This window comes from Bradyrhizobium sp. 190, from assembly GCF_023073415.1.
GTDB lineage: Bacteria > Pseudomonadota > Alphaproteobacteria > Rhizobiales > Xanthobacteraceae > Bradyrhizobium.
On record NZ_JADPJL010000068.1, the window covers coordinates 333,399 to 353,545 of the forward strand.

The 20,147-nt window shown below is 62.5% G+C and carries 21 protein-coding genes, 1 tRNA gene and 1 pseudogene; 8 read left to right on the top strand and 15 right to left on the bottom strand.

Translation table 11 applies throughout. From position 1 onward, the window contains the following. Positions 1 to 79: 79 nt before the first annotated feature. A complete protein-coding gene (locus IVB22_RS36625) occupies positions 80 to 487 on the top strand; it encodes a YccF domain-containing protein (RefSeq protein WP_247521992.1) in 408 nt (135 codons plus the stop codon). 18 nt (positions 488 to 505) lie between these two features. Here IVB22_RS36625 and IVB22_RS36630 read toward each other — a convergent pair whose 3' ends face one another. Further along, entirely contained in the window at positions 506 to 982 is a 477-nt protein-coding gene (locus IVB22_RS36630; protein WP_247521993.1) for a universal stress protein, read from the bottom strand. A 173-nt stretch (positions 983 to 1,155) separates the two neighbouring features. Here IVB22_RS36630 and IVB22_RS36635 point away from each other — a divergent pair. Both IVB22_RS36635 and IVB22_RS36640 read left to right on the top strand, forming a co-directional pair. Next, positions 1,156 to 1,232 (top strand) — tRNA-Arg (locus IVB22_RS36635). A gap of 106 nt (positions 1,233 to 1,338) precedes the next feature. Then, on the top strand, positions 1,339 to 2,313 hold the full coding sequence (locus tag IVB22_RS36640) for a squalene cyclase (RefSeq protein WP_247521994.1): 975 nt from the start codon (positions 1,339 to 1,341) through the stop codon (positions 2,311 to 2,313). Between the two features lie 358 nt (positions 2,314 to 2,671). Here the strand turns inward: IVB22_RS36640 and IVB22_RS36645 are convergent, their stop codons facing one another. From IVB22_RS36645 to IVB22_RS36655, 3 genes are all read right to left on the bottom strand, one after another. Further along, on the bottom strand, positions 2,672 to 2,893 hold the full coding sequence (locus tag IVB22_RS36645) for a hypothetical protein (protein ID WP_247521995.1): 222 nt from the start codon (positions 2,891 to 2,893) through the stop codon (positions 2,672 to 2,674). A gap of 617 nt (positions 2,894 to 3,510) precedes the next feature. Further along, the gene (locus tag IVB22_RS36650; RefSeq protein WP_247521996.1) at positions 3,511 to 4,026 is read right to left on the bottom strand and encodes a copper chaperone PCu(A)C; all 516 of its coding nucleotides are present in this window, start codon (positions 4,024 to 4,026) and stop codon (positions 3,511 to 3,513) included. 63 nt (positions 4,027 to 4,089) lie between these two features. Then, positions 4,090 to 4,338, bottom strand: a complete 249-nt coding sequence (locus IVB22_RS36655) for a hypothetical protein (protein WP_247521997.1) — start codon at positions 4,336 to 4,338, stop codon at positions 4,090 to 4,092. 36 nt (positions 4,339 to 4,374) lie between these two features. On the opposite strand from IVB22_RS36655, the gene IVB22_RS36660 reads away from it, so the two are divergent. Further along, a complete protein-coding gene (locus IVB22_RS36660) occupies positions 4,375 to 5,523 on the top strand; it encodes a transporter (protein WP_247521998.1) in 1,149 nt (382 codons plus the stop codon). A gap of 165 nt (positions 5,524 to 5,688) precedes the next feature. Here the strand turns inward: IVB22_RS36660 and IVB22_RS36665 are convergent, their stop codons facing one another. After that, positions 5,689 to 7,386 carry a methyl-accepting chemotaxis protein gene (locus tag IVB22_RS36665; protein ID WP_247521999.1) on the bottom strand — a complete coding sequence of 566 codons (1,698 nt, stop codon included), beginning with the start codon at positions 7,384 to 7,386 and terminating at the stop codon, positions 5,689 to 5,691. A 215-nt stretch (positions 7,387 to 7,601) separates the two neighbouring features. Here IVB22_RS36665 and IVB22_RS36670 point away from each other — a divergent pair, with 215 nt between their 5' ends. Beyond that, positions 7,602 to 7,913 carry a hypothetical protein gene (locus IVB22_RS36670; protein WP_247522000.1) on the top strand — a complete coding sequence of 104 codons (312 nt, stop codon included), beginning with the start codon at positions 7,602 to 7,604 and terminating at the stop codon, positions 7,911 to 7,913. 15 nt (positions 7,914 to 7,928) lie between these two features. On the opposite strand, the gene IVB22_RS36675 is transcribed toward IVB22_RS36670, so the two are convergent. The 8 genes from IVB22_RS36675 to IVB22_RS36710 all read right to left on the bottom strand — a co-directional run bounded on the left by IVB22_RS36675 (position 7,929) and on the right by IVB22_RS36710 (position 13,098). Then, entirely contained in the window at positions 7,929 to 9,197 is a 1,269-nt protein-coding gene (locus IVB22_RS36675) for a serine hydrolase (RefSeq protein WP_247522001.1), read from the bottom strand. Positions 9,198 to 9,222: 25 nt separating this feature from the next. Further along, on the bottom strand, positions 9,223 to 9,864 hold the full coding sequence (locus IVB22_RS36680) for an aspartate/glutamate racemase family protein (RefSeq protein ID WP_247522002.1): 642 nt from the start codon (positions 9,862 to 9,864) through the stop codon (positions 9,223 to 9,225). A gap of 296 nt (positions 9,865 to 10,160) precedes the next feature. Then, entirely contained in the window at positions 10,161 to 10,523 is a 363-nt protein-coding gene (locus tag IVB22_RS36685) for a DUF1428 domain-containing protein (RefSeq protein WP_247522003.1), read from the bottom strand. Between the two features lie 84 nt (positions 10,524 to 10,607). After that, complete coding sequence (locus IVB22_RS42220; RefSeq protein ID WP_374207822.1) at positions 10,608 to 10,862, bottom strand: DUF899 family protein; 255 nt, start codon at positions 10,860 to 10,862, stop codon at positions 10,608 to 10,610. Further along, complete coding sequence (locus IVB22_RS36695) at positions 10,820 to 11,161, bottom strand: SRPBCC domain-containing protein (protein WP_247522004.1); 342 nt, start codon at positions 11,159 to 11,161, stop codon at positions 10,820 to 10,822. Before IVB22_RS36695 ends, IVB22_RS42220 begins: the two co-directional genes overlap by 43 nt. Then, on the bottom strand, positions 11,161 to 11,628 hold the full coding sequence (locus tag IVB22_RS36700) for a helix-turn-helix transcriptional regulator (protein WP_247522005.1): 468 nt from the start codon (positions 11,626 to 11,628) through the stop codon (positions 11,161 to 11,163). Before IVB22_RS36700 ends, IVB22_RS36695 begins: the two co-directional genes overlap by 1 nt. Positions 11,629 to 11,783: 155 nt before the next feature. Continuing rightward, complete coding sequence (locus IVB22_RS36705; protein ID WP_374207824.1) at positions 11,784 to 12,083, bottom strand: DUF3551 domain-containing protein; 300 nt, start codon at positions 12,081 to 12,083, stop codon at positions 11,784 to 11,786. Between the two features lie 37 nt (positions 12,084 to 12,120). Beyond that, the gene (locus tag IVB22_RS36710; RefSeq protein WP_247522006.1) at positions 12,121 to 13,098 is read right to left on the bottom strand and encodes a tripartite tricarboxylate transporter substrate binding protein; all 978 of its coding nucleotides are present in this window, start codon (positions 13,096 to 13,098) and stop codon (positions 12,121 to 12,123) included. A 150-nt stretch (positions 13,099 to 13,248) separates the two neighbouring features. Between IVB22_RS36710 and IVB22_RS36715 the strand changes: the two genes are divergently transcribed. The 3 genes and pseudogenes from IVB22_RS36715 (at position 13,249) to IVB22_RS36725 (ending at position 17,319) form a co-directional block, all read left to right on the top strand. Continuing rightward, entirely contained in the window at positions 13,249 to 13,668 is a 420-nt protein-coding gene (locus IVB22_RS36715) for a VOC family protein (protein ID WP_247522007.1), read from the top strand. A gap of 198 nt (positions 13,669 to 13,866) precedes the next feature. Continuing rightward, positions 13,867 to 15,446: pseudogene (locus tag IVB22_RS36720) on the top strand (AMP-binding protein). Positions 15,447 to 15,624: 178 nt separating this feature from the next. Beyond that, complete coding sequence (locus IVB22_RS36725; protein WP_247522008.1) at positions 15,625 to 17,319, top strand: amidohydrolase; 1,695 nt, start codon at positions 15,625 to 15,627, stop codon at positions 17,317 to 17,319. Positions 17,320 to 17,421: 102 nt separating this feature from the next. Here the strand turns inward: IVB22_RS36725 and IVB22_RS36730 are convergent, their stop codons facing one another. Both IVB22_RS36730 and IVB22_RS36735 read right to left on the bottom strand, forming a co-directional pair. Next, positions 17,422 to 18,717, bottom strand: a complete 1,296-nt coding sequence (locus IVB22_RS36730) for a cytochrome P450 (RefSeq protein ID WP_247522009.1) — start codon at positions 18,715 to 18,717, stop codon at positions 17,422 to 17,424. 233 nt (positions 18,718 to 18,950) lie between these two features. Then, positions 18,951 to 20,048, bottom strand: coding sequence for an HD-GYP domain-containing protein (locus IVB22_RS36735; RefSeq protein WP_247522010.1), 1,098 nt, complete (start codon positions 20,046 to 20,048; stop codon positions 18,951 to 18,953). Positions 20,049 to 20,147: the final 99 nt, after the last annotated feature.

Consider the following 20,147-nt stretch of genomic DNA (forward strand, 5'->3'; position numbering starts at 1 on the left):
GAAGCCTGGGGCAATCGGGTTCCCTGCGAGGGGCGATTTTCGATTTCAATCGCGTTCACGGCAAGATAAGTTCTCAGCCATGTCACCTGTCTCGCTGCTGCTTAATATCATCTGGATCGTTCTCGGCGGCGCCTGGATGGCGTTCGGCTGGCTGGTTGCCGCCATCGTCATGGCGATCACGATCATCGGGATTCCCTGGGCGCGGGCGGCGTTCAATATCGCGGCCTACACCTTGTTCCCGTTCGGCTTCACGGCGGTCTCCCGCGACGCCTATAGCGGGCAAGAGGATATCGGCACCGGGCCGTTCGGCGTGATCGGCAACATCATCTGGCTGGTGTTGGCGGGATGGTGGCTGGCGCTCGGGCATGTCATCACGGCGGTCGTGCTGGCCGTGACCATCATCGGCATTCCCTTTGCCTGGGCGCACTTAAAACTTGCCGGCATCGCGCTGTGGCCTATCGGCAAGATCATCGTTCCCACGACTTAAGTTCGAAGCAGCCTCTGACTATCCCGAGGCTGCTATTTCCGCCGGCTTCAGCCGCTCGAACTCGGCGTCGCTGATCTCGGTCTGGGCCACCAGCACGCTGCAGCGCAGGCGCTTGACCAGATAGCTGCCGATCGAGCCGAACCAGCGCGCCAGCGCCCCCTGCGGGCGGTGGCCGACGACGACGAGATGCGCGCCGATTTCTTCGGCGACCTCAGCGATTTTCTGGCCGGCATCGCCGACCTCGAGTCGCGCGGTCGGGTTAAATCCCAACGCCTTCAGCCGCTCGGTGCCTTCGTTCAGGATGGCCTTGTAATCCTCGGTCTGCAGTTCGATCGGGATCGTGAGCCCGGCCTCGGGCGTCATGATCGAGGAAACCTCGACGACGGCGAGCAAAAAGACCTCGGAACGGCAGAGTTGTGCGAGCTTTGCGCCCTCCCGCAACGCGCGCCGCCCCTCGACCGAACCGTCATAGGCGAGAAGAACCTTCTTATACATCGGACGTCCCCATCCATGGCGAGAAGATCAGTGCGGCAAGATTAACACCAATTGGCAGGAACGGATCGGAATTTTGCATGGGGGATGCGACCCGCGTCATGCCACCTTCGTCTCCCCACCCCCGAGAAGGGCCGTTGCCCCTGCCCAGCCAATCGGCTAAATGAACCGGCGAAGCACCCGTAGCTCAGCTGGATAGAGCGTTGCCCTCCGAAGGCAAAGGTCACACGTTCGAATCGTGTCGGGTGCGCCATTTTTTCCGCCAATCCGGAACTAAGCTGCACTGGAGGTTCGCTGTCGATCAATCGACTGTGCTACCGGCCAATGTGCCTTTGTAAGGCCAGCCAGTTGGATGGCAAATGACTGCTCCGAGCGATGTGACTGATTGGCTTCTCGATTCCGACCCATCGATCCGCTGGCAGGTAATGCGGGACCTCGTCGGCGCTCTGGAATCGGGTTGGGCGGCGGAGCGCGCCAAGATCGAGTCCGTGGGGTGGGGGGCCAAACTACTGGCTCTCCAGGATGCGGACGGCCAATGGGCGGGAGGCTCGTTCGTCCCGCGTGGCTTCACCCTTCAAGACTGGAAGAAGTTCGGCCAGCCTTGGACGGCTACGACCTATTCGCTTTCTCAGCTTCGCGAGTTCGGTCTCGATCCCTCGTCGGACCGCGCGAAACGGATAGTCGAGCTGGTTGGTCTCAACTCGCGCTGGGATGAGGGCGGCCAGCCCTATTGGGAAGGGGAAGTCGAAGAGTGCATCAACGGGCGAACTGTTGCTGACGGTGCATATTTCGGAGTCGATGTTTCATCCATTGTCGTTCGGCTGCTCGGCGAGCGTCTCCATGACGGCGGTTGGAATTGCGAAAGGGCGAATGGGTCGGGCCGCTCGTCATTCCATACCACGATCAACGTGCTGGAGGGGCTGTTGGAATATGAGAAGGCCACCGGCGGCACTCCGGCCTCACGCGAGGCACGCAGGTCTGGCGAGGCTTATTTGCTGGAGCGCAACCTCTTCCGCCGCCGCAGCACGGGGGAGCCGGCGGACGAGCAGTTTCTGCGCTTTCTGCATCCAAACGGCTGGCGTTACGATGTCTTGCGCGCGCTCGACTATTGCCGATCCTCCGCGATGCACACGGGCGCCACTCCCGATCCACGGCTTGCGGAAGCCATCAGCCATGTCCGCTCCAAACGCTTGGCAGACGGCACTTGGCCTCTCGACTGGATTCCTGCGGGGCAGGTATGGTTCCAGGTAGACGCTGGCCCAGGTAAGCCTTCCAAGTGGGTGACCCTCCGAGCAATGCGCGTGCTCAAGTGGTGGGAAGAGCAAGGCCGTTGAAGCGACCAGAGGCGACTGCTCCACCCGAAGCGGACCGTCGCTACATTATAGCCCCTGTAATGACATAGCGGTTCTCAGTTTCATCCTCTCGGGCGCGCCACCGACTTTTAAGAATTTCTTGAAATTTGCTAGGCGACCTGATCCAGGATTGGTCAACCTCTGAAGCGTCGACGGCCCAAAGCCGAATGCGCGGCTGTGAATTTTGATCGTATCGCCGTCGATCACGGCGCCTTCGCAGATCAAGCCACCCGCCTGGGACGGCGAAGGCCGGTTAACTGCCGGTTGATCTCACCCGACACCGCTACAATTTCCTTAACGAGCCCGAGGCGCGTCCGTTTTCCGGTGCGCCCGCGTCAGCTCACGCTGCGCAGCTCGCCGAGTGGGTCGTGGTATTGCCGGAAGCCGCGTAACAGAAAGCCTCATAGTAGGCTTCCAGCTCCACAACGGCGCGATGCTCCCATTCCCTGGCTTGCGCCAGGAGGGAGCCGCTATGAAGCGGGCGGAAGGCCGCGGTTTGGCGGTACAATGACGCGATGGTGCGGTATCGGCGAACGTTTTCCATGATGGCCATGCTGTTCATGTCAGATCTCCCCTTTCTTTCCCGGGCACGAACTTGCGGCAGAACGATTTTCGATTCGTTAGCGGGAGAGGAAGAGAGATCGTGTGGTTTCCGAACGGTTGATGGCGGACGCTCACAGACAGACGCGGGGTGGCCTCCCCGGAGGCCGGAAGCTCGAACGCTTCACTTGTCCGCGCGAGTTGTCTGCGGCGCGGTCGAAGAATTGTCGCTCGAACAGACGACATCCGCTGGCAAGAAAGACGCGATGCCTGCTTCAAGCCCCCATGCGGGCAGCAGTGTGCGGACACAGTAGGCCAACCCGATCCCGAGAAGCGATGCGCACAACATCGTCGCAGCGAACGGCCAGGTCACTCGTCTTCTTTGCGGTGATGGTTGCAGGCCGGCCGCGGTGACAGCTGACATTTGGTTCGGGCTGGACACTGGTCAGGATCCTGGCTGGAGAATGATGAGTTCGAGACCAGCCATCGCCGATCGCGATGGCCCGGCGCGGTTCGTCCCGCGCGTGACGCCGAACACAGGGCGACGCCGCAGTTCGCGGACATCGCTCGATCTGCGGAGAGCTATTCGATGCTCAAGGGCGGGGAGCCCTTCCCCGGCAGAGCACGCAAAGCCGCGCCCTAATGGTGCTTATGCTGCTGCGCGACTCCACTGACGGCGGCTCCAGCATTTTCCTCGACGTTGTAGACGATCTCGACGGGCCCGGCCTTCTCGAACACCAGCGTGCCCTTCACCTTCTGACCGAGCTGGAATGACTCCTTGAGGCCGAGCAGCAAGATACGATACGAGCCGGGCTTGAGCTCCACGGTCTTGCCGGGCTTGATCTCAATGCCGTTCGCGAGCGGGCGTGTTTTCGACATGCCGTCCACATCGATCACCTCGTGTACCTCGATCTGGCTCGCCGAGGGTGAGGCGCCTCCGATCAGGCGATCCGCAGTCTTTCCCTTGTTGGTGATGGTGAGATAGCCGCCCGCGATGTTGGCGTCTTTCGGGGTCGGGCGCGACCAGGGGTGAGCGATGTCGAGTGCACCCACCTTGAAATCGTGCGCACCGGCCGCGGTCGTAATGAGCACAGCGGCTGCGACAAAAATGGCCGCTGTGACAAACACAAAGATATCTCTGACGACGGTTGTCATAACTGTCCTACTCCGATACGCGCGCTGGACGGCTAAGGCATGTAGAGAAACAATCAGACGCGATTACGGCCGGTGCTCGCCGCGATTGCGGCTACTGCCGGACGTGATTACGGCCACCGCATCGCGGCGCGACGCGAAGAAAATCGGACACACAACCGGGCAATCGGACTGCGCCTCTTTCGCCATTCGCTCAACACGCGACAGCCACACCGATGCCGCGCCCGCGATGACGCCTTCGCTTTTTCGCTTCCCTTCCGTCGCGAGCAGGCCGCGCTTCTCGCATGATCCAGTCAATCTCGCGCCCGATTGCAATGGCTAATCGTCCGACAGTGAGTAAAGGGGGCGTATGTGCGTGCGTATCTTAAACGGCCGGCTGCCGGCGTATTTTCATCCATAATGTTTTTTCTCGCAGCTCCTGCGGAAGCGCATCATCCCGGCGGAGGCGGCAATACCGGTAGCGGCGGGCCCATCAACACCATCTCGGCCGACACGCTTTCCGAAGGGCTGATCGCAGCATCCGTGCGCTACGAATTCATCCGGCTGGGCCAGCTCAGTGACGCCGACCTGCTCGCCGCCGCAGCTAAGGGCACGCATGCGCACTCGCTCCGCTCGATCGACAGCGTCTCGCTCTCGGTCGCCTACGGCATCACCAATGACTTCACCGTTGGCGTTCGCGCGGCCGGCGTCCGCCGCACGGGGATCAGCGAACCCGCGGGGGACATGCTGAGCGGCGGCCATATGGGCATGATGAATATGAGCGACATGAGCAGCCTGATGAGCCCCGACGGCATCAACCGGCGCGGCAACTCGGCGGGCTTCGGCGACGTGACCATGCTCGGGCAATACCGCTTCCATAACAACGCGCAGACCGGGACATCAGCCGCCGTGCTGTTCGGCTTCAAGGCGCCGACCGGCAACACCAACCAACGTGACGCCGCCGGCCAGCTCTTTCAGGCCGAATTTCAGCCGGGCTCCGGTTCGTGGGACGGCCTGTTCGGCGCCGCCTTCACCAAGCGCACAGGCCGCTGGTCGTTCGACGTGAGCGGCCTCTATTATCTGATCAGCAACGGCACGCAGAACACCAATCTCGGCGACCGCTTCCTGTTCGGCACCGCGGTGTCGTATCGCCTGGTCGGCGCCACAGGCTCGGCGAAAGAGGTGGAGTTGCACGAATACTGCATGCAGCCCCGCAACCAGCTGCAGGAGCATTGCCTCTATCACGCCAATCACGACCACAGCGACATGAAGAAGACGCCCTACACGCTCGACCTCGTTCTCGAGCTGAATGGCGAGTGGCACGACAAGCAGCGCATCGCCGGCATTCCGGATCCCAATTCGGGCGGCACCACGGTCTATCTCTCACCCGGCGTGCGCGTGGGCTTCGATCGCTTCTCGGGCTTCGTCTCCGTCGGCGTTCCGGTCATCAACCAGCACAACGGCGTTCAGTCCAAGCCGGATTTTCGCGTGCTTACGGGAATTGGTGCGCGGCTGAATTGAACGCGGAGGTCGGCGATCACTGCTTGTCCGTCATGGCCGGGCAAAAGCGCGAAGCGCGTCTTCGCGCAGACGTCCTGGCCATCCACGTCTTTCCTGCCAAAGTGACGCAAGAACGTGGATGCCCGGCACAAGGCCGGGCATGACGAGGAAGCTCACGCCTACCCTTCAAGCGGCGCGGATGTTGCCGAGGAATTTGCCGGTTTCGGTCTCGAGCTGCTCGGACTGCGAGGTGAGCCGCGCGGCGGCGTTCAATACGAGGGTTGCGGCCGCGTCGACCTGACTGGAAGCCTCACGAACGCCCGTGATGTTTTGCATCACGCCCTGGGCGCCCAGCGCCGCCTGCTGCACGCTGCGGGCAATTTCCTGGGTCGCAGCCCCCTGCTCCTCGACCGCTGCGGCAATGGAGCCGGTGATCTCGTTCATCTGCCCGATCGTGGTGCCGATTTCGCGGATGGCGTTGACCGTCGAGCCGGTCGCGTCGCGAATTTCCTGGATCTGGCTGGTGATTTCGTCGGTAGCCTTGGCGGTTTGCGACGACAGCGCCTTGACCTCGTTGGCCACGACGGCAAAACCCCTGCCGGCTTCGCCGGCCCGGGCGGCCTCGATGGTTGCGTTCAGGGCCAAAAGGTTGGTCTGACCCGCGATGGTCTGGATCAGCGCCATGACCTCGCCGATCTTTTGGGAGGCCTCGACCAGGCGTCCGACCATGGCCTCGGTTCGGTTGGCCTGCCCGACCGCGTTCTGGGCGATTGACGAAGACTGGGTGACCTGCCGCGAGATCTCCTGGATCGAGGACGACAGCTCCTCCGCCGAGGCCGCAACGGTCTGAACGTTCGTTGCGGTCTGCTCGGCCGCGGCCGCGACCTTGGCGCTCTGATCCGTCGTCCCCACCGCGATCGTGGACATCGACGACGCGGAATTCTGCAGCTCGTCGGCAGCGGTCGCGGTGCCCCGGATCACCCCGCCGATGCTGCGCTCGAATTCGTCGGCGATACGGGCGAGATCCGTCCGCCGCTCCCCGGCGGAACGAACCTTCATCTCTTCCTGCTCGGTGCGGAGCCGCGTCGTTTCGACCAGATGATCCCTGAAGACCTGCAGGCTTCGCGCAATCCGGCCGACCTCGTTGGTCCGGTCGACGAACGGAATGTCGACAGCAAGGTTGCCCTTGGCCAGCTCGTCCATCGCCGAGCAGGTTCTGTTGAGCGGGCCGACCAGGCCGCGGCCAAGCCAGAACGCCGCGAATGCCGCGATGGCCAACCCGGCGAGCCCCCCGATCCCTGCCCAGATCATCCGGCGGAAGACCACGGCGTCGATATCGTCGACATAGGCGCCCGCCTGAAGCGCGAGAGCCTTGTCGCCTGCGCCAAAGGCCCCGACATAGGCGATCTTGCGGAGTTCGGCGCCGCCGGCCGACCGGGGAGCCAGATATTCGACAAAGCCGCCGCCGGCGCGCGCGGCCCGCACGATGTCCTGAATCAACAGCTTGCCGCTCTTGTCCTTGAACTCCCAGCGGTTGACGTTGATGTATTTGGGATTGGCATGCACGTAGGTGACGCCGGCGTCGGCACTTCCGGTGCTGTAGACGCCGATATAGTCCGAGTATTCGCCCCAGCGCATGGCGCTGATCGAGGCAAAGGCCATCTGGCGCGCCTGGTCCGGCCCGACCCTGCCGGCCTTGGCCTCGCCCTCGTGGTGGGCCAGAATCTTGATCGCGGCCTCGACGAGATCGCGGACCGTGGTGCGCCGTTCGTCCAGCACCGCATCCCGCAACACCAGGATCTGCAAGGCGGAGACGGCAAACAGCACCATCGTCAGCGCCGCAATGATCATCGCAAATCGCTGATAGACGGTGAGGTTACGCATGCTGCTTGCTTTCCTGTTGGTTGAAGATTCGTACCAATACAACGTTAATCGAATGTTATCGGCGGGTTGCGCAGATGGCCCGCAGCGTCCGATCGCGAGAAACGGCGCTTGAAATGACCGCGCCGCGGCGACACAATGGCGGCCATCCTTCAACAAGACGCGCCAATGTTCCCCGCACCGTGCGGAATCGCATGGTGCGCTAAGAGTGACCCATAATGGCTGAAGCCGATCTCGACGTTGTCATCCGGCAAATCGCAAAAACGCAGAACAAGAGCCTGATGGCCGCCGTCAAGAAACGGCGCGACCAGATCATGGCCCGCGCGGCCAAGGCAAAGGACAAGGAGACCCGGGACCAATTCCGGCTGATCGCCAAGAGCACGATGCTGCTCGGCACCGCCGCGGCCAAGCGGCTGCAAAATTCGGCGGAGAACACCGCCGATAGCTATGCGCGGGCAATCCGGAACGCGGCCGAGGAAGCGGCGGCTGCGAAGGCAGCGAAAAAGCCTGCCAAGAAGAAAGACGGCTGAAGCGGCCGCCCGCGCTCAGGCTGCCCTATGAGCACGGTAAATACCGCGCTCGAATAGACGATAGACGTTGAGCGCGCGCGGGTCGGCGAATGGCAATATCTGCATCATGATCACTCCCGCGATACGCGAGGCCGGGTCGATCCAATAGTAGGTGTTGTAGAGTCCGGCCCATGTCAGGCTGCCTGCACTGCGGCCATCAGGCACAGGATCGATGTTGATCATATCGCCAAGTCCCCACCGCAGCCGGACCCCTGGGAAGAAATCGACGTTGTCAGACAATGCCGGATTTGTTGTCTTGAGAATTCCCGCGTCAAGGTTGCCGATTTGATTGGTAGACATCAGCGCAACCGTCTGCGGCCGCAGGATGCTCTTCCCCGCAAGTGCTCCGCCATTCAACAGCGCCTGGAGCAAAGTCAGATAATCCGGCGCTGTGGAATAGATGCCGCCGCCACCAGAAATCACTTTCGGGTCGGTTCGTCTCACCAAGGGCTGCGGCACAAGCGTACCGTCCGCCTTGCGCAAATGCAGACTTGCCTGACGTGCGCGCTGCTTCTCTGTGAGCGAGAAGGCGGTGTCGTTCATCCCGAGCGGACCGAGGATGTGATCGCGGAAATAGCGATCCAGACTTTGCCCGCTGACGATTTCAACGAGGCGGCCGACCCGGTCGAGACTCCCGCCATAGGCCCACTTGGCGCCCGGATCTGATATCAGCGGCGTACGGGGCAGCGCCGGATTGTTGCGAGACGCTTTGCTGTAGCGAACGATATTCGTGTCCCAAAGCTGATAGCTAAGCCCGGATGTGTGCGTCAGCAGATGGCGTAGCGTGATGGGCTTTCGCGCGGCGCGCAGTTGCGGGGTCCCGTGCGCATCGAAACCATCGAGAACTTGAGGCGACCCAAGCGTCGGATCAATTCTCGCCGCCGGTTCGTCCAGTTTGAGTTTGTCCCGTTCGACGAGCTGCAGCGCTGCGACGGATGTCAGCAGTTTGGTCATTGACGCGATACTGAAGACCGTATCGGCCGACATCCTGGCAGCCGTGCCCATGCTTCTGGCACCAAATGCGCCCTGGTAGATCACCAACTGCTCCGTTGCGGCCATGGCGACAACGCCTGGCACGTCTGCCGCATCGACCCGAGCCTGCAAAACGGCGTCGATTTCCCCGCTACGGGACGGCGTGCGCAGCGGAGCGGCAAGGCCGGGAATGGCCGCGACGGGGATCAAGCCTGCCGCCGCGACGGCTGCCGTTCGCAACAACGTATCGCGCCGACTGAACCGCACCGTCATCGCGCTCCCCTCAACGCTTTGGAACCTAAGTGCTGCCGGCGGTAAGCATTCGCTTCAATTTCAGCACCGCGCTGTCGGGTGTCGTCAGCACTGGCCGCCCGGTTACCTCGGCGACCCGTTCTGCCGCAGGTGCCATGCTGTATTGCGCCAGCGCGATCAGATCGCAATCGCGCAAATCTTTTGACGCTTCGACGACCAAACGATCATACGTCGCACGGTCGCCGCGATCGAGCGCAGCCATGGCGCCTTCCGACAGTTTCGGAACCAGTTCGATCGACGACGGAAACTCAGGCGGCATCGAGGCCAGCGTCGGTGGAAACGTCGACAGCAGCCCGACCTTGCGGCCCCGCGCGACCGCCTGCTCGATCATGGCTTCATTGGGCTTGAGCACCGGCATCGGCGTGTGCGCGCGCGCGACCGCTTCGATGCAGGGGCCGAACGCCGAGCAGGTGAACAGGATCGCGTCCGATCCGGTGCCGGCCGCGTAGCGTCCAAGCCGGAGGAAGCGCTCGGTCATGGCATCGGTGAGCCCGCCGTCGCGCGCCAGATCGGCCGACAGGCTGTCGTCGAGCAGATTCATCAGGCGAGCATCCGGCCAAAGCCTGGCGAACGAGGCCTCGATCGGCACAATCGAATGTTTCAGGGCGTGGATCAGGGTGATGCGCATGCGGATCAGTCTGGCTGCGGCGCGGCTGGTGTCAACCCGCGGCGTCGGGCTTCGCGCGAGAACGCAGTCGCTCCGGCGACGCCGGAGCAAGGCGCTGGCGGTTCTTGAACCGGTGACCGACGACGATCAGCGCCGCGCGCGGACGCTCGTCGCCTTCGCCGTCAGCCAATGCGGCCGGCGGCCAGTTATCCGCAGGCTAGCCGCATGCGTATCTCGTCCTGGCCGGTGCAGGATTGAAAGACGGGGCCAGCAATTCCACCGCGCGGCATACAGCGGGCCGAGGGCTGCCTTACGAGCTACACCTTCACCAGGCTTTCGAACCCGCCAAAGATCATCCGCTTGCCGTCGAACGGCGGCTTCGATTTCGGATCCATCATCTCGTTGAGCCGCGGGTCTGCCATCACCTTGGCGTTGATCTTGTCGCGCTGGGCGCGCGACTTGTAGGTGATCCAGGAGAATATCACGGTCTCGCCCGGCTTGAGCTTGACGCTGCGCGGGAAGGACGTGAGCTTGCCGACCTTGACGTCGTCGGCGACCCATTCGCGGTAATCAAGCGCGCCGTATTCACGCCAGATCTTGCCGCACTTCTTCGATAGCGCGGCGTAGGCAGCGAGGTTTTTCTTCGGGACGGCGACGATGAAGCCATCAACGTAGGGCATGGGCATTCCTCTTCACATTCTTGGCGTTATTGCGAGCGTAGCGAAGCAATCCACCGTTTCTTTGCAGCCCGATGGATTGCTTCGCTACGCTCGCAATGACGGCCAGGCGATTTTAGCTATGACAACAAGATGCCTGAATCGGCGCCGGCTGGTATTGGTCACGTAGCCGCACCCAGTCCATCGATAGGGCAGGCCCTGTTCGTGACGCCCGAGCGGCGTCAGGTCGAGATAGTGGTAGGCGGCGTTCATCATGTCGAGGCCGCGATGATGTGCGGCTGCATAAGCGGCTCCTGTGGTCAGGCCAGGTAGTTTTCGAGTTTGGCCAGCAGTTCCGTCCATCCGCGTTCGTGATTGTCGCGTGCTGTCGCATCGGCGAACTGTTCGTGAAGGAAAGTGAGCAGCGTGCCGCTGCCTTCCGGCTTCATCGAAATCGTCACCAGCGATTCTCGCTCCGGCGTCGAATGCCAGGCCCAGCTGAAAACCAGCCGCTGGTTCGGAACGACCTCGCGATAGACGCCGCCGACCTCGTTATATGTGCCCTTGGCGTTGAAGCTGATGCGGTAGCGGCCGCCGACGCGCAGATCGATATCGGCCTTGACCGAGCCTTCCTCGACCGAGCCGGGCCCGAACCATTGCACTAGCCTTTGCGGGTCGGCCCACGCGGCGTAGACTTTTTCGGGCGCCGCGTTGAACCGGCGCGTGAGCGTGAGGCTGGGGCGCTCGGCCGGCTCGGCATCGCGGGCGCTTGACTTGATAGGGCTTGACTGGGCGGCCATGGGTCTTCCTCCACAAAAGCGGCAAGGCGGTCGAGAGCGTCGGACCAGAAGCGCTGGTAGCGATTGAGCCAGTCCATCGCCAGCTCCATCGGCTGGGCAGTCAGCCGGCACGCGACTGTGCGGCCGGTCTTTTCGCGCGCGATCAGGCCGGCGTCGGACAACACATCGAGGTGCTTCATGATCGCAGGCAGCGACATCGAAAACGGCTGCGCCAGCTCGCTGACCGAAAGGCTTTCGCGATCGCCGAGCCGCGCCAGCAGCGCGCGCCTGGTCGGATCGGACAGCGCGGCAAAGGTACGGTCCAGAACGTCTTCTTGATACTTAACCATACGGTTTAGTATAGATGCAAAAGAAGCGCCGTCAAGCCGGCGTTAGCATCACGAAGTCGAGAGTGGGCAACGAAGGCGCGGATGGCCGGATCATTCAGCGCAAATAGCTTTCACGCGTCAGTCCGGCCATCCCGAGAGGAATTCGGGAGCCTCGATCAATAATCCCGATAAACCCGCATCCGCCCCTGCTGTCCGAAGGCAACGCGCGGATTGATATTGCAGTAGAGCGCCCGTCCGGACGCCGACGCCATGCACTGCCCATAGGTACTGTATGAGCAGTCGCCGGGGATGCCGATGCCCCGGCCCTGGAGGCAATAGGGATAATCGTACGCCGCCGCCGGCGAGCTGCCCGCCACCGTGGCGACTGTCGCCGCCGACAGTGCCAATATCGCTAACATTGCATTGCGCATCTCGATCTCCTTCACGTGACGCAAAAGCCAGGTCGCCTCTGCCATAAAACACCGCGACCGGGCCAATGTTCCGTGACCTAGATCACTGCACTTTCTCGACCTTGGCTTCCTCGATCACCTTCTTCCACTTGTCGGTTTCGGCCACGATCATCTTACCGAACGCTTCCGGGGGGCCGATCAGCGGTTCGCCGCCGAGATCGACCAGCCTGGCCTTGATCGCGGGTTCGGCGAGTATCTCGTTGATCTCCTTGTTCAGTTTCGCGATGACTTCCTTCGGAGTGTTCTTCGGCGCACCCATACCGAACAGCGCGCTGGCCTCGTAGCCCGGAATGGTGTCGGCAAGGACCGGCACATCAGGCAACAGCGACGATTTCGTCGTGGTGGTGACGGCCAGCGCCCGCAACGATCCGGCGCGGACGTGCTGCAGAATAGAAGGCATGTTGTCGAAGATCACCTGAACCTGGCCGCCGAGCAGATCGGTAATCGCGGGCGCGGCGCCGCGATAGGGCACGTGCTGCATCTTGGCGCCCGACATCGCCATGAACATTTCGCCCGAGAGGTGCACCGACGTGCCGTTGCCCGACGAGGCCAGGTTCACCTTGCCGGGATTGGCCTTCACATAGGCGATGAACTCGGCGACCGTCTTGGCCGGCACGTCCTTGTTGACCGTCATCACGTTCGGCACGCGATTGAACGCCGCGACCGGCGCGATATCGCGAACGACGTTGAATTTCAGGTTGGCGTAGAGCGTGGCGTTGATGTAGTTCGCGGGATTGACCAGCAGCACGGTGTAGCCGTCCGGCTCGGCGTTGATGACCGACTCGGTTGCGATGTTGTTGCCGGCGCCGGGCTTGTTCTCGATCACGAATTGCTGGCCGAGGCGTTCGGAAAGCCGCTGGCCGAGCAGCCGCGCGATGATGTCGGTCGCGCCGCCCGGAGGATATCCGACGACCCATTTCACCGGCCGGGTCGGATAATCCGCCGCCGAAGCGCTGCCGATCGAAGCGGTCGTGGAAAGGCCGATCACGGCCAGGCAAATCGCGGTGCGACGTGAAATCATAAAACTTCTCCTTGGAGGCCGGGCTTCAGAACCCAGTCCGTTTCTATGAGGCGCTGTTCTATTGAACCGAACGCGGCCCGCGTTGTAACAAACAAAGTCAGGTGCGGCCAGTGCGACCCGGCGCCGCCGACCGCGACGAAAGGATAAGACATGCCTGTCAGGGTTAACGCGCTCGACCATCTCGTTATCAATGTGTCCGACGTGGCGCGTTGCACCGAGTGGTACCGGAAGATTCTCGGCATGGAGGTCAAGGTGTTCGACCCGGGCCCGGGCAAAACGCCGCGGACCTCGCTGGTGTTTGGTAACCAGAAGATCAACGTGCGGCCGCGCGGCGCAGACAAGGTCGAATGGTTCACGGCCGACCACGAAACCGCAGGGAGCGACGACCTGTGTTTCCTGACATCAAGCACGCCGGACGAAGTCGTCGCGCATCTGAAGGCCAACGGGGTCAGAATCGAGGAAGGCCCCGTGGCAAAGCAGGGCGCCCGCGGCACGCTACGATCGGTCTATTGCCGGGATCCCGATGGCAGCCTGATCGAGATTTCGTCGTATGAGGATGGCGTGAAATAGCGCACCCCTGCTCGTCATGGCCGGGCTTGTCCCGGCCATCCACGTCTTCCTTGCGGCAATACCAGCAAAACGTGGATGCCCGGGACAAGCCCGGGCACGACGGAGAGCATCGATGATTTGCCCATCGCGTGATCCGATGGCAGAACTACTCCCAAGCAAAATCAAGGCAGCCAGCCAAAGCTGCACGGGAGGAATTCCATGTCACTTTCGCAAGCCACGCCGGGCATTGTCGGACCATTCGCTGATCTCGACGTGCCGTGGCTGCTGCGGATGCGCGCCGAGAGCCGCCGCAACCATCCATTTTTGATCTGGGCGCCGTTCGAGGCTCCGGCGCGGAGCTGGTCTTACGGCGAATTCCACGAGCGCGTCGGCGCGCTTTCCGCGGGCCTGGTCAAACGCGGCATCAAGCCCGGCGAATATGTGCTGATCCATCTCGACAACTGCATCGAGGCTGTTCTGTCCTGGTTTGCCTGCGTCGAACTCGGCGCGATCGCGGTCACCACCAACACCCGCTCGGCGGCGGCGGAGATGGAATATTTCGCCGGCCATTGCGGCGCGGTCGCCGCCATCACCCAGCCGGCCTATGCCGAACTGATTTCGGCCAATTGCCGCGGCCTGCGCTGGATCGCCGTGATCTCGCATGATGCCGGCAGTACGCCTGCGCAAAGCGCGCCGCGCGGCGACAGTTTTGAATCATTATTCGCCGACAGCACCGACCGGCCGCGCCGCGCCGCCGACCCGTCCGCGCCCTGCAGCGTTCAATACACCTCGGGCACCACGTCGCGGCCAAAGGCGGTGTTGTGGACGCATGCCAATGCGCTGTGGGGCGCCAAGGTCAACGCCGCGCATGAGGATCTGCACGCGGATGACGTGCACCAGACCTACCTGCCGCTGTTTCACACCAACGCGCTGGCCTATTCGATGCTGGCGACGCTGTGGGTCGGCGCGAGTTGCGTGATCCAGCCGCGGTTTCGGCGAGCCGGTTCTGGAGCGTGGCGCTGGAACACAATTGCACCTGGACCTCGACGATCCCGTTCTGCATGAAGGCGCTGCTGGAGCACGAGATTCCCAGGCATCACAAGTTCCGGCTCTGGGGCACTGCGGTATCCGAGCCGCCGCCGTTTGCCGCATTCGGCGTCAAGACGATCGGCTGGTGGGGCATGACGGAAACCATCACGCACGGGATCGTCGGCGAGGTCAACCAGCCCAACACGCCGATGTCGATCGGCCGCGCCGCACCCGAATATCAGATCCGCATCGTCGAGGACGACGGCCGGCCTACGCCCGTCGGCGGTACCGGTAATCTCCTGATCAAGGGCACCTCCGGCCTGTCGCTGTTTTCGGAATATCTGCATAACGAAAAGGCCACCCGCGAAAGTTTTGACGAGCACGGCTATTTCATCACCGGCGACCGCGTCACCCTGCTCGAGAACGGCTTCATAAAATTCGGTGACCGTACCAAGGACATGCTCAAGGTCGGCGGCGAGAATGTCGCGGCATCCGAGATCGAACAGGTGATTGCGGTGGTGCCGGGCGTGCGCGAGGCCGCGGTGGTGGCGAAGAAGCATCCGATGCTGGATGAAGTGCCGGTCGTGTTCATTATTCCGCAGGCCGGCGTCAAGGGCGCGCCGGCCAACCTGCATGACACTGTCATGGCCGCCTGCCGCACTTCGCTGGCGGACTTTAAGGTGCCGCGCGAAATTCACTTCGTCGACGACATGCCGCGCTCGACGCTGGAGAAAGTGGCAAAGGCGGAATTGCGGAAGAGGCTGGGGTGAAAATTTTGTAGGGTGGGCAAAGCGAAGCGTGCCCACCATTCACGACCACAGCAAGAACATGGTGGGCACGGCGCAAGAGCGCCTTTGCCCACCCTACGATTTCGGCTTGGTCATTGCGAAGGAACGCGGCGACGGAAGAGTAGAAGAACAACATAGAGAACCACAGGGGGAGCACGTAATGCCAGGACTGAGGTCGAACTCTGCAAGGCTTTCTTGCTATTTTGCGGCGGCTTTCATCGTGACGTCACCGGTCGGCATCGCCTCGGCCCAATCTGCCGACATGATCCTCTTCAACGGGAAAATCCTCACCGTCGACAAGGATTTCTCTACCCAGCAGGCAGTGGCGATTACCGACGGCAAGATCCTCGCAACCGGCACCTCCGCAGCGATGAGGAAGCTCGCTGGCAGGGGCGCAAAACTGATCGATCTCGGTGGCCGCACCGTGATTCCCGGGCTCACTGACGGGCACATCCACGGCATCCGCGCTGCGCTGACCTTCGGCACCGAGGTGAACTGGATCGGTGTGCCCACGCTGAAAGACGCGCTGGAGAAAGTCGGTCAAGCCGCAAAGGCGCAGAAGCCCGGATCCTGGATCGTCGTCGCCGGCGGCTGGACCGAGGAGCAGTTTGCCGAGAAGCGCCGGCCAACACCGGCAGAGGTCGCAGCAGTGGCGCCCGAAAATCCTGTCTACATCCAGCATCTCTATGACTGGCTGCTGCTATCGCCGAAGGCCATGGAAGCGCTGAACATCCGCGACGACAACGATGTGGCGCCCGGCGGCAAACTCACGCGCGATAGCGACAACAAGCCGACCGGCATCATCGACGCCGGCGGCGCTGCGCTCGGCAAGATTTTCGACAAGCTGCCCAAGCCGACCATGGAGCAGCAGATCGACGGCTCCAGGAAATTCTTCCGCGAGATGAACAGCCTCGGCATCACCGGCATCGTCGATGGCGGCGGCGTCAGCATGTATCCGGCGAACTACCAGGCGGTGTTCCGGCTGTGGCAGGACAAGCAGCTGACCGTGCGCGTCGCCTATCACCTCTGCGCGCCAAAGCCCGGCAGCGAGCTTGCCGACCTGCAAAACCTGACGCAACTCTCGCCACCGGGTTTTGGCGACGCCATGCTGCACTTCAACGGCCCAGGCGAAATCCTGATCTGGGCCGACTGGACCGACGGCGACATCACGCCCGACGGCAAGGCGAAGCTTGCCGAACTGCTGCGCTGGGCGGCGTCAAAGCGCTACACCATTCAGCTGCACTGGAATCCGGACCGCACCGTCCACGACCTGCTCGACGTGGTTGAGGACATCAACAAGGATTTTCCGGTGCGCGACCTGCGCTGGACCGTGCTGCATCTCTACACTGCCTCCGAAGCCAGTTTGAAGCGGATGAAGGCGCTCGGCCTGGTCTGGGGCGTGCAGGATGGGCTCTATTTCGGCGGCGAGCGGCTGCAGAAGGAGGTCGGTGTCGAACAGGCCAAGGCGATGCCGCGGATCGCCACCGCGATGAAGCTCGGGCTCGTGGTCGGCGGCGGCACCGACGCGCATCGCGTGTCGTCCTACAATCCCTTCGTGTCGCTGCAATGGTATCTCGACGGCACCACGATCGGTGGCACCAAAACCCGCGGCGACGAGGAAGCGCCCAGCCGCCGCCAGGTGCTGGAGATGTACACCCGCAACACCGCCTACATGGCAAATGACGACGACAAGCGCGGCACACTGGAGGCCGGCAAGTTCGCCGACCTCGCGGTGCTGTCGGCGGACTACATGACGGCGCCCGTGAAGGAGATCGGCAAGATCAAATCCGTGCTGACGATGCTCGGCGGCAAGGTGGTGTATGCGGCACCGCCGTTTGCCGAGGAACGACGCTAGTGCGTGGTGCGTAGGGTGGGCAAAGCGCAGCGTGCCCACCATTCATCGACGACGGTGCAAGAGGCGGTGGGCACGCTGCGCTTTGCCCACCCTACGCATTCCTCAACTCACCTCGAACCTTATCGGCAGCTTCTTCGGGCCATTCACAAAATAGGCCTGCGTCATCTTCACTTCGCCGTCGAGGGCGATCGATTTCAGCCGCGGCAGCAATTCCTCGAACAGGATGCGCATCTCGAGCTTGGCCAGATATTGCCCGAGGCAGAGATGCGCGCCATAGCCGAAGGCTACGTGGCGGTTCGGCTTGCGGTCGCAGCGAAACTTGTACGGCTCCTCGAACACGTCCTCGTCGCGATTGCCGGACGCGTAGCACAGCATCAGCCAATCGCCCTTTGCAATTTTTCGTCCGCCGAGCTCGGTATCCGACGTCGCCGAGCGCATGAAATGCTTCACAGGCGTCATCCAGCGGATCGCCTCGTCGACGAGACCCGGGATCAGCTCGGGATTGGCCTTCACCTTTTCGAATTGCGCGGGGTCTTCCGCCAGTGCCCAGATCGCGCCGGCGGTCGAGGATGACGTGGTGTCGTGTCCGGCGGTGGCGACGATCATGTAATAGCTCGTCGCATCGTGATCCGGCATGTAGTCGCCGCCGATTTTGGCGTTCGCAATGACGGTGGCGAGATCGTCGCGCGGGTTGCGGCGCCGGTCCTCGGTGATGCCGCGGAAATAGGCACCGAAATCAGCCACCACCGACTGCATCATCCCGGAGAACTGCTCCGCTGTAAGCTGTTCCCTGATCCGCGCCGTATCGGGATCCTGCGGGCCGAACAGCTCCTGCGTCAGCTTGAGCATTCGCGGCTCGTCCTTCTCGGGCACGCCGAGAATTTCCATGATGACATGCAGGGGATAGCCGAGCGCGACGTCTTCGACGAAATCGCAGGCGCCATCCTTGTCCAGCATGCGCTGCACGGTGGCGCGCGCGATCTCGCGCACGCGCGCCTCGAACTTTCCGAGATTGGCGGGCATGAACCAGCCCTGCGTCAGCGCGCGGTATTTCGGATGATCGGGGGCATCCATCTGCACCAGCGAGCGCACCAGGTTAGGTCCACCGGTGATCTTGCGGACACGCTCCTCCACCGCCCGGTTCGTCAGCGTGGTCGGACGATCGGCATTGTGGAACAGCTCGTTCTGGCGGCTGACGGCCTGGATATGCGCGTGCTTTGTCACGACCCAGAACGGATCGAACTTCTCGGGCCGGGCAATGCCGAGCGGGTTGTTGGCGCGCAGCCAGCGGTAGCTGTCATGGATGCGATGGTCGGCATAGGCAGCCGGATTGACGAGCGTGGCCGCAATGTCGGCGGGAATGTCGAGATTTCCGCCCGAAGTCGCTGTCGTATCCATGGGTCTTCCCCGTCGTCACCTTCACGCGCAATGCGCGCCGATGATCAACGAGAACTAGGCGTTTGCAGGGCCGGAGGCTTGCGTTGAGCGGCTACTCTCTGCCACGTCATTGCGAGCGAAGCGAAGCAATCCATCGCGCGGCATAACCGGTAGCTGGATTGCTTCGTCGCTTCGCTCCCTTGCGCAAACGCTTCGCGTTTGTCGCAGGCAATGACGGCGGAGAGTCGGAAGACTCAATAATACCCGAACGCCACCGGGCGGAAGGCGTGCAGCAGATGCTGGTCGATCTTGTCGCCCATTTCTTCCATCATGCCGAACGCCTTGGCGTGGGTGAACTGCAGCCGGTAGGCGCGCTTCTCGACCAGGGCCGCATAGATATCCACGATCGTGGTCAGCCGCACGATGTCGCTGATCTGGTTGCCGTTGAGGCCGTTGGGATAGCCGGTGCCGTCGAGGAACTCGTGGTGGTGCAGCACCACGTCAAGCATTTCGGGAGGAAAGCCGCCTTGGGCTGCCAGCGCGTCATAGCCGCGGCGCGGATGCTGGCGCATCTCTTCCATCTCTTCCAGCGTCAGCGGGCCAGGCTTGTCCAGGATCGCCACCGGAATGTACGCCTTGCCGACGTCGTGCAGCAGCGCGGCGCGGGCGAGGCGGCGCTGGTCGTCCTCGCGCATGCCGAGATGCTGCGCATAGGCGACCGCAAAGCCGGTGACGAAGAGGCAATGGCGATAGCTGCCAGCGTGATGGCAGCCGACCGTCGTCAGCCATTCCCGCAAGGACGAATGCTTGATCGCCTTGAGAATCTTGTTCTCGGCCTCGACGATGTCGCTGAATTTCAGGGGAACGCCGGCCGGAAGCTTTTCGAAGATCTTGACCATCACGGCATGCGCCGCTTCGACGCCCCTGTTCAGGACCTTGCCGCGATCGGTCTCGTCATATCCTTCGCTGTCCGGAAACGCGGCGCGAATCCGCTGCAGGATTCCTTGCGCGTCGAACGGCCGCGCGATGGTGTCGGTGGCGCCGAGCGCCCAGGCCTGCATCGATCCGTGATGCAGCGCGTCAGCTAGGACGAACAGCCGCGGCATTTCGCGATAGGCCTCGGCGCGCAGCTTGTTGCGCACCAGCTGCACGCTCTCGGCGGAGCGCAAATTGATGTCGACCACGATGCCCGCCAGGTCGCGCTCCGGCGCGTCGGGAATGTCAGATGTCGCTATCGTGTCGACCTGACCGACGGATCGCAGAATGCTGGCGAGTTCGCTGCTTTGATCGCTCCGATCCGAAGCCAGCAACAGCCGGCGCTTGGTCGAAGTCTTGTTGGCTACCGATGTCATGAAACCCCAGACCCCTAGCAGTGAAGACTTGCAACCGAGGCTAGCGGAGAATGGGTTCCTTGCGGCTTAAGAGGGATGCTGAAAGCGAACTACCATAAA

What these genes read in the sequence shown, in the direction of transcription:
- IVB22_RS36625 (WP_247521992.1), top strand. Translation starts at nt 80, where the DNA reads ATGTCACCTGTCTCGCTGCTGCTTAATATCATCTGGATCGTTCTCGGC.
- IVB22_RS36630 (WP_247521993.1), bottom strand. Translation starts at nt 982, where the DNA reads ATGTATAAGAAGGTTCTTCTCGCCTATGACGGTTCGGTCGAGGGGCGG.
- IVB22_RS36640 (WP_247521994.1), top strand. Translation starts at nt 1,339, where the DNA reads ATGACTGCTCCGAGCGATGTGACTGATTGGCTTCTCGATTCCGACCCA.
- IVB22_RS36645 (WP_247521995.1), bottom strand. Translation starts at nt 2,893, where the DNA reads ATGAACAGCATGGCCATCATGGAAAACGTTCGCCGATACCGCACCATC.
- IVB22_RS36650 (WP_247521996.1), bottom strand. Translation starts at nt 4,026, where the DNA reads ATGACAACCGTCGTCAGAGATATCTTTGTGTTTGTCACAGCGGCCATT.
- IVB22_RS36665 (WP_247521999.1), bottom strand. Translation starts at nt 7,386, where the DNA reads ATGCGTAACCTCACCGTCTATCAGCGATTTGCGATGATCATTGCGGCG.
- IVB22_RS36670 (WP_247522000.1), top strand. Translation starts at nt 7,602, where the DNA reads ATGGCTGAAGCCGATCTCGACGTTGTCATCCGGCAAATCGCAAAAACG.
- IVB22_RS36675 (WP_247522001.1), bottom strand. Translation starts at nt 9,197, where the DNA reads ATGACGGTGCGGTTCAGTCGGCGCGATACGTTGTTGCGAACGGCAGCC.
- IVB22_RS36680 (WP_247522002.1), bottom strand. Translation starts at nt 9,864, where the DNA reads ATGCGCATCACCCTGATCCACGCCCTGAAACATTCGATTGTGCCGATC.
- IVB22_RS36685 (WP_247522003.1), bottom strand. Translation starts at nt 10,523, where the DNA reads ATGCCCTACGTTGATGGCTTCATCGTCGCCGTCCCGAAGAAAAACCTC.
- IVB22_RS42220 (WP_374207822.1), bottom strand. Translation starts at nt 10,862, where the DNA reads ATGGACGGAACTGCTGGCCAAACTCGAAAACTACCTGGCCTGACCACA.
- IVB22_RS36700 (WP_247522005.1), bottom strand. Translation starts at nt 11,628, where the DNA reads ATGGTTAAGTATCAAGAAGACGTTCTGGACCGTACCTTTGCCGCGCTG.
- IVB22_RS36705 (WP_374207824.1), bottom strand. Translation starts at nt 12,083, where the DNA reads ATGGCAGAGGCGACCTGGCTTTTGCGTCACGTGAAGGAGATCGAGATG.
- IVB22_RS36710 (WP_247522006.1), bottom strand. Translation starts at nt 13,098, where the DNA reads ATGATTTCACGTCGCACCGCGATTTGCCTGGCCGTGATCGGCCTTTCC.
- IVB22_RS36715 (WP_247522007.1), top strand. Translation starts at nt 13,249, where the DNA reads ATGCCTGTCAGGGTTAACGCGCTCGACCATCTCGTTATCAATGTGTCC.
- IVB22_RS36725 (WP_247522008.1), top strand. Translation starts at nt 15,625, where the DNA reads ATGCCAGGACTGAGGTCGAACTCTGCAAGGCTTTCTTGCTATTTTGCG.
- IVB22_RS36730 (WP_247522009.1), bottom strand. Translation starts at nt 18,717, where the DNA reads ATGGATACGACAGCGACTTCGGGCGGAAATCTCGACATTCCCGCCGAC.
- IVB22_RS36735 (WP_247522010.1), bottom strand. Translation starts at nt 20,048, where the DNA reads ATGACATCGGTAGCCAACAAGACTTCGACCAAGCGCCGGCTGTTGCTG.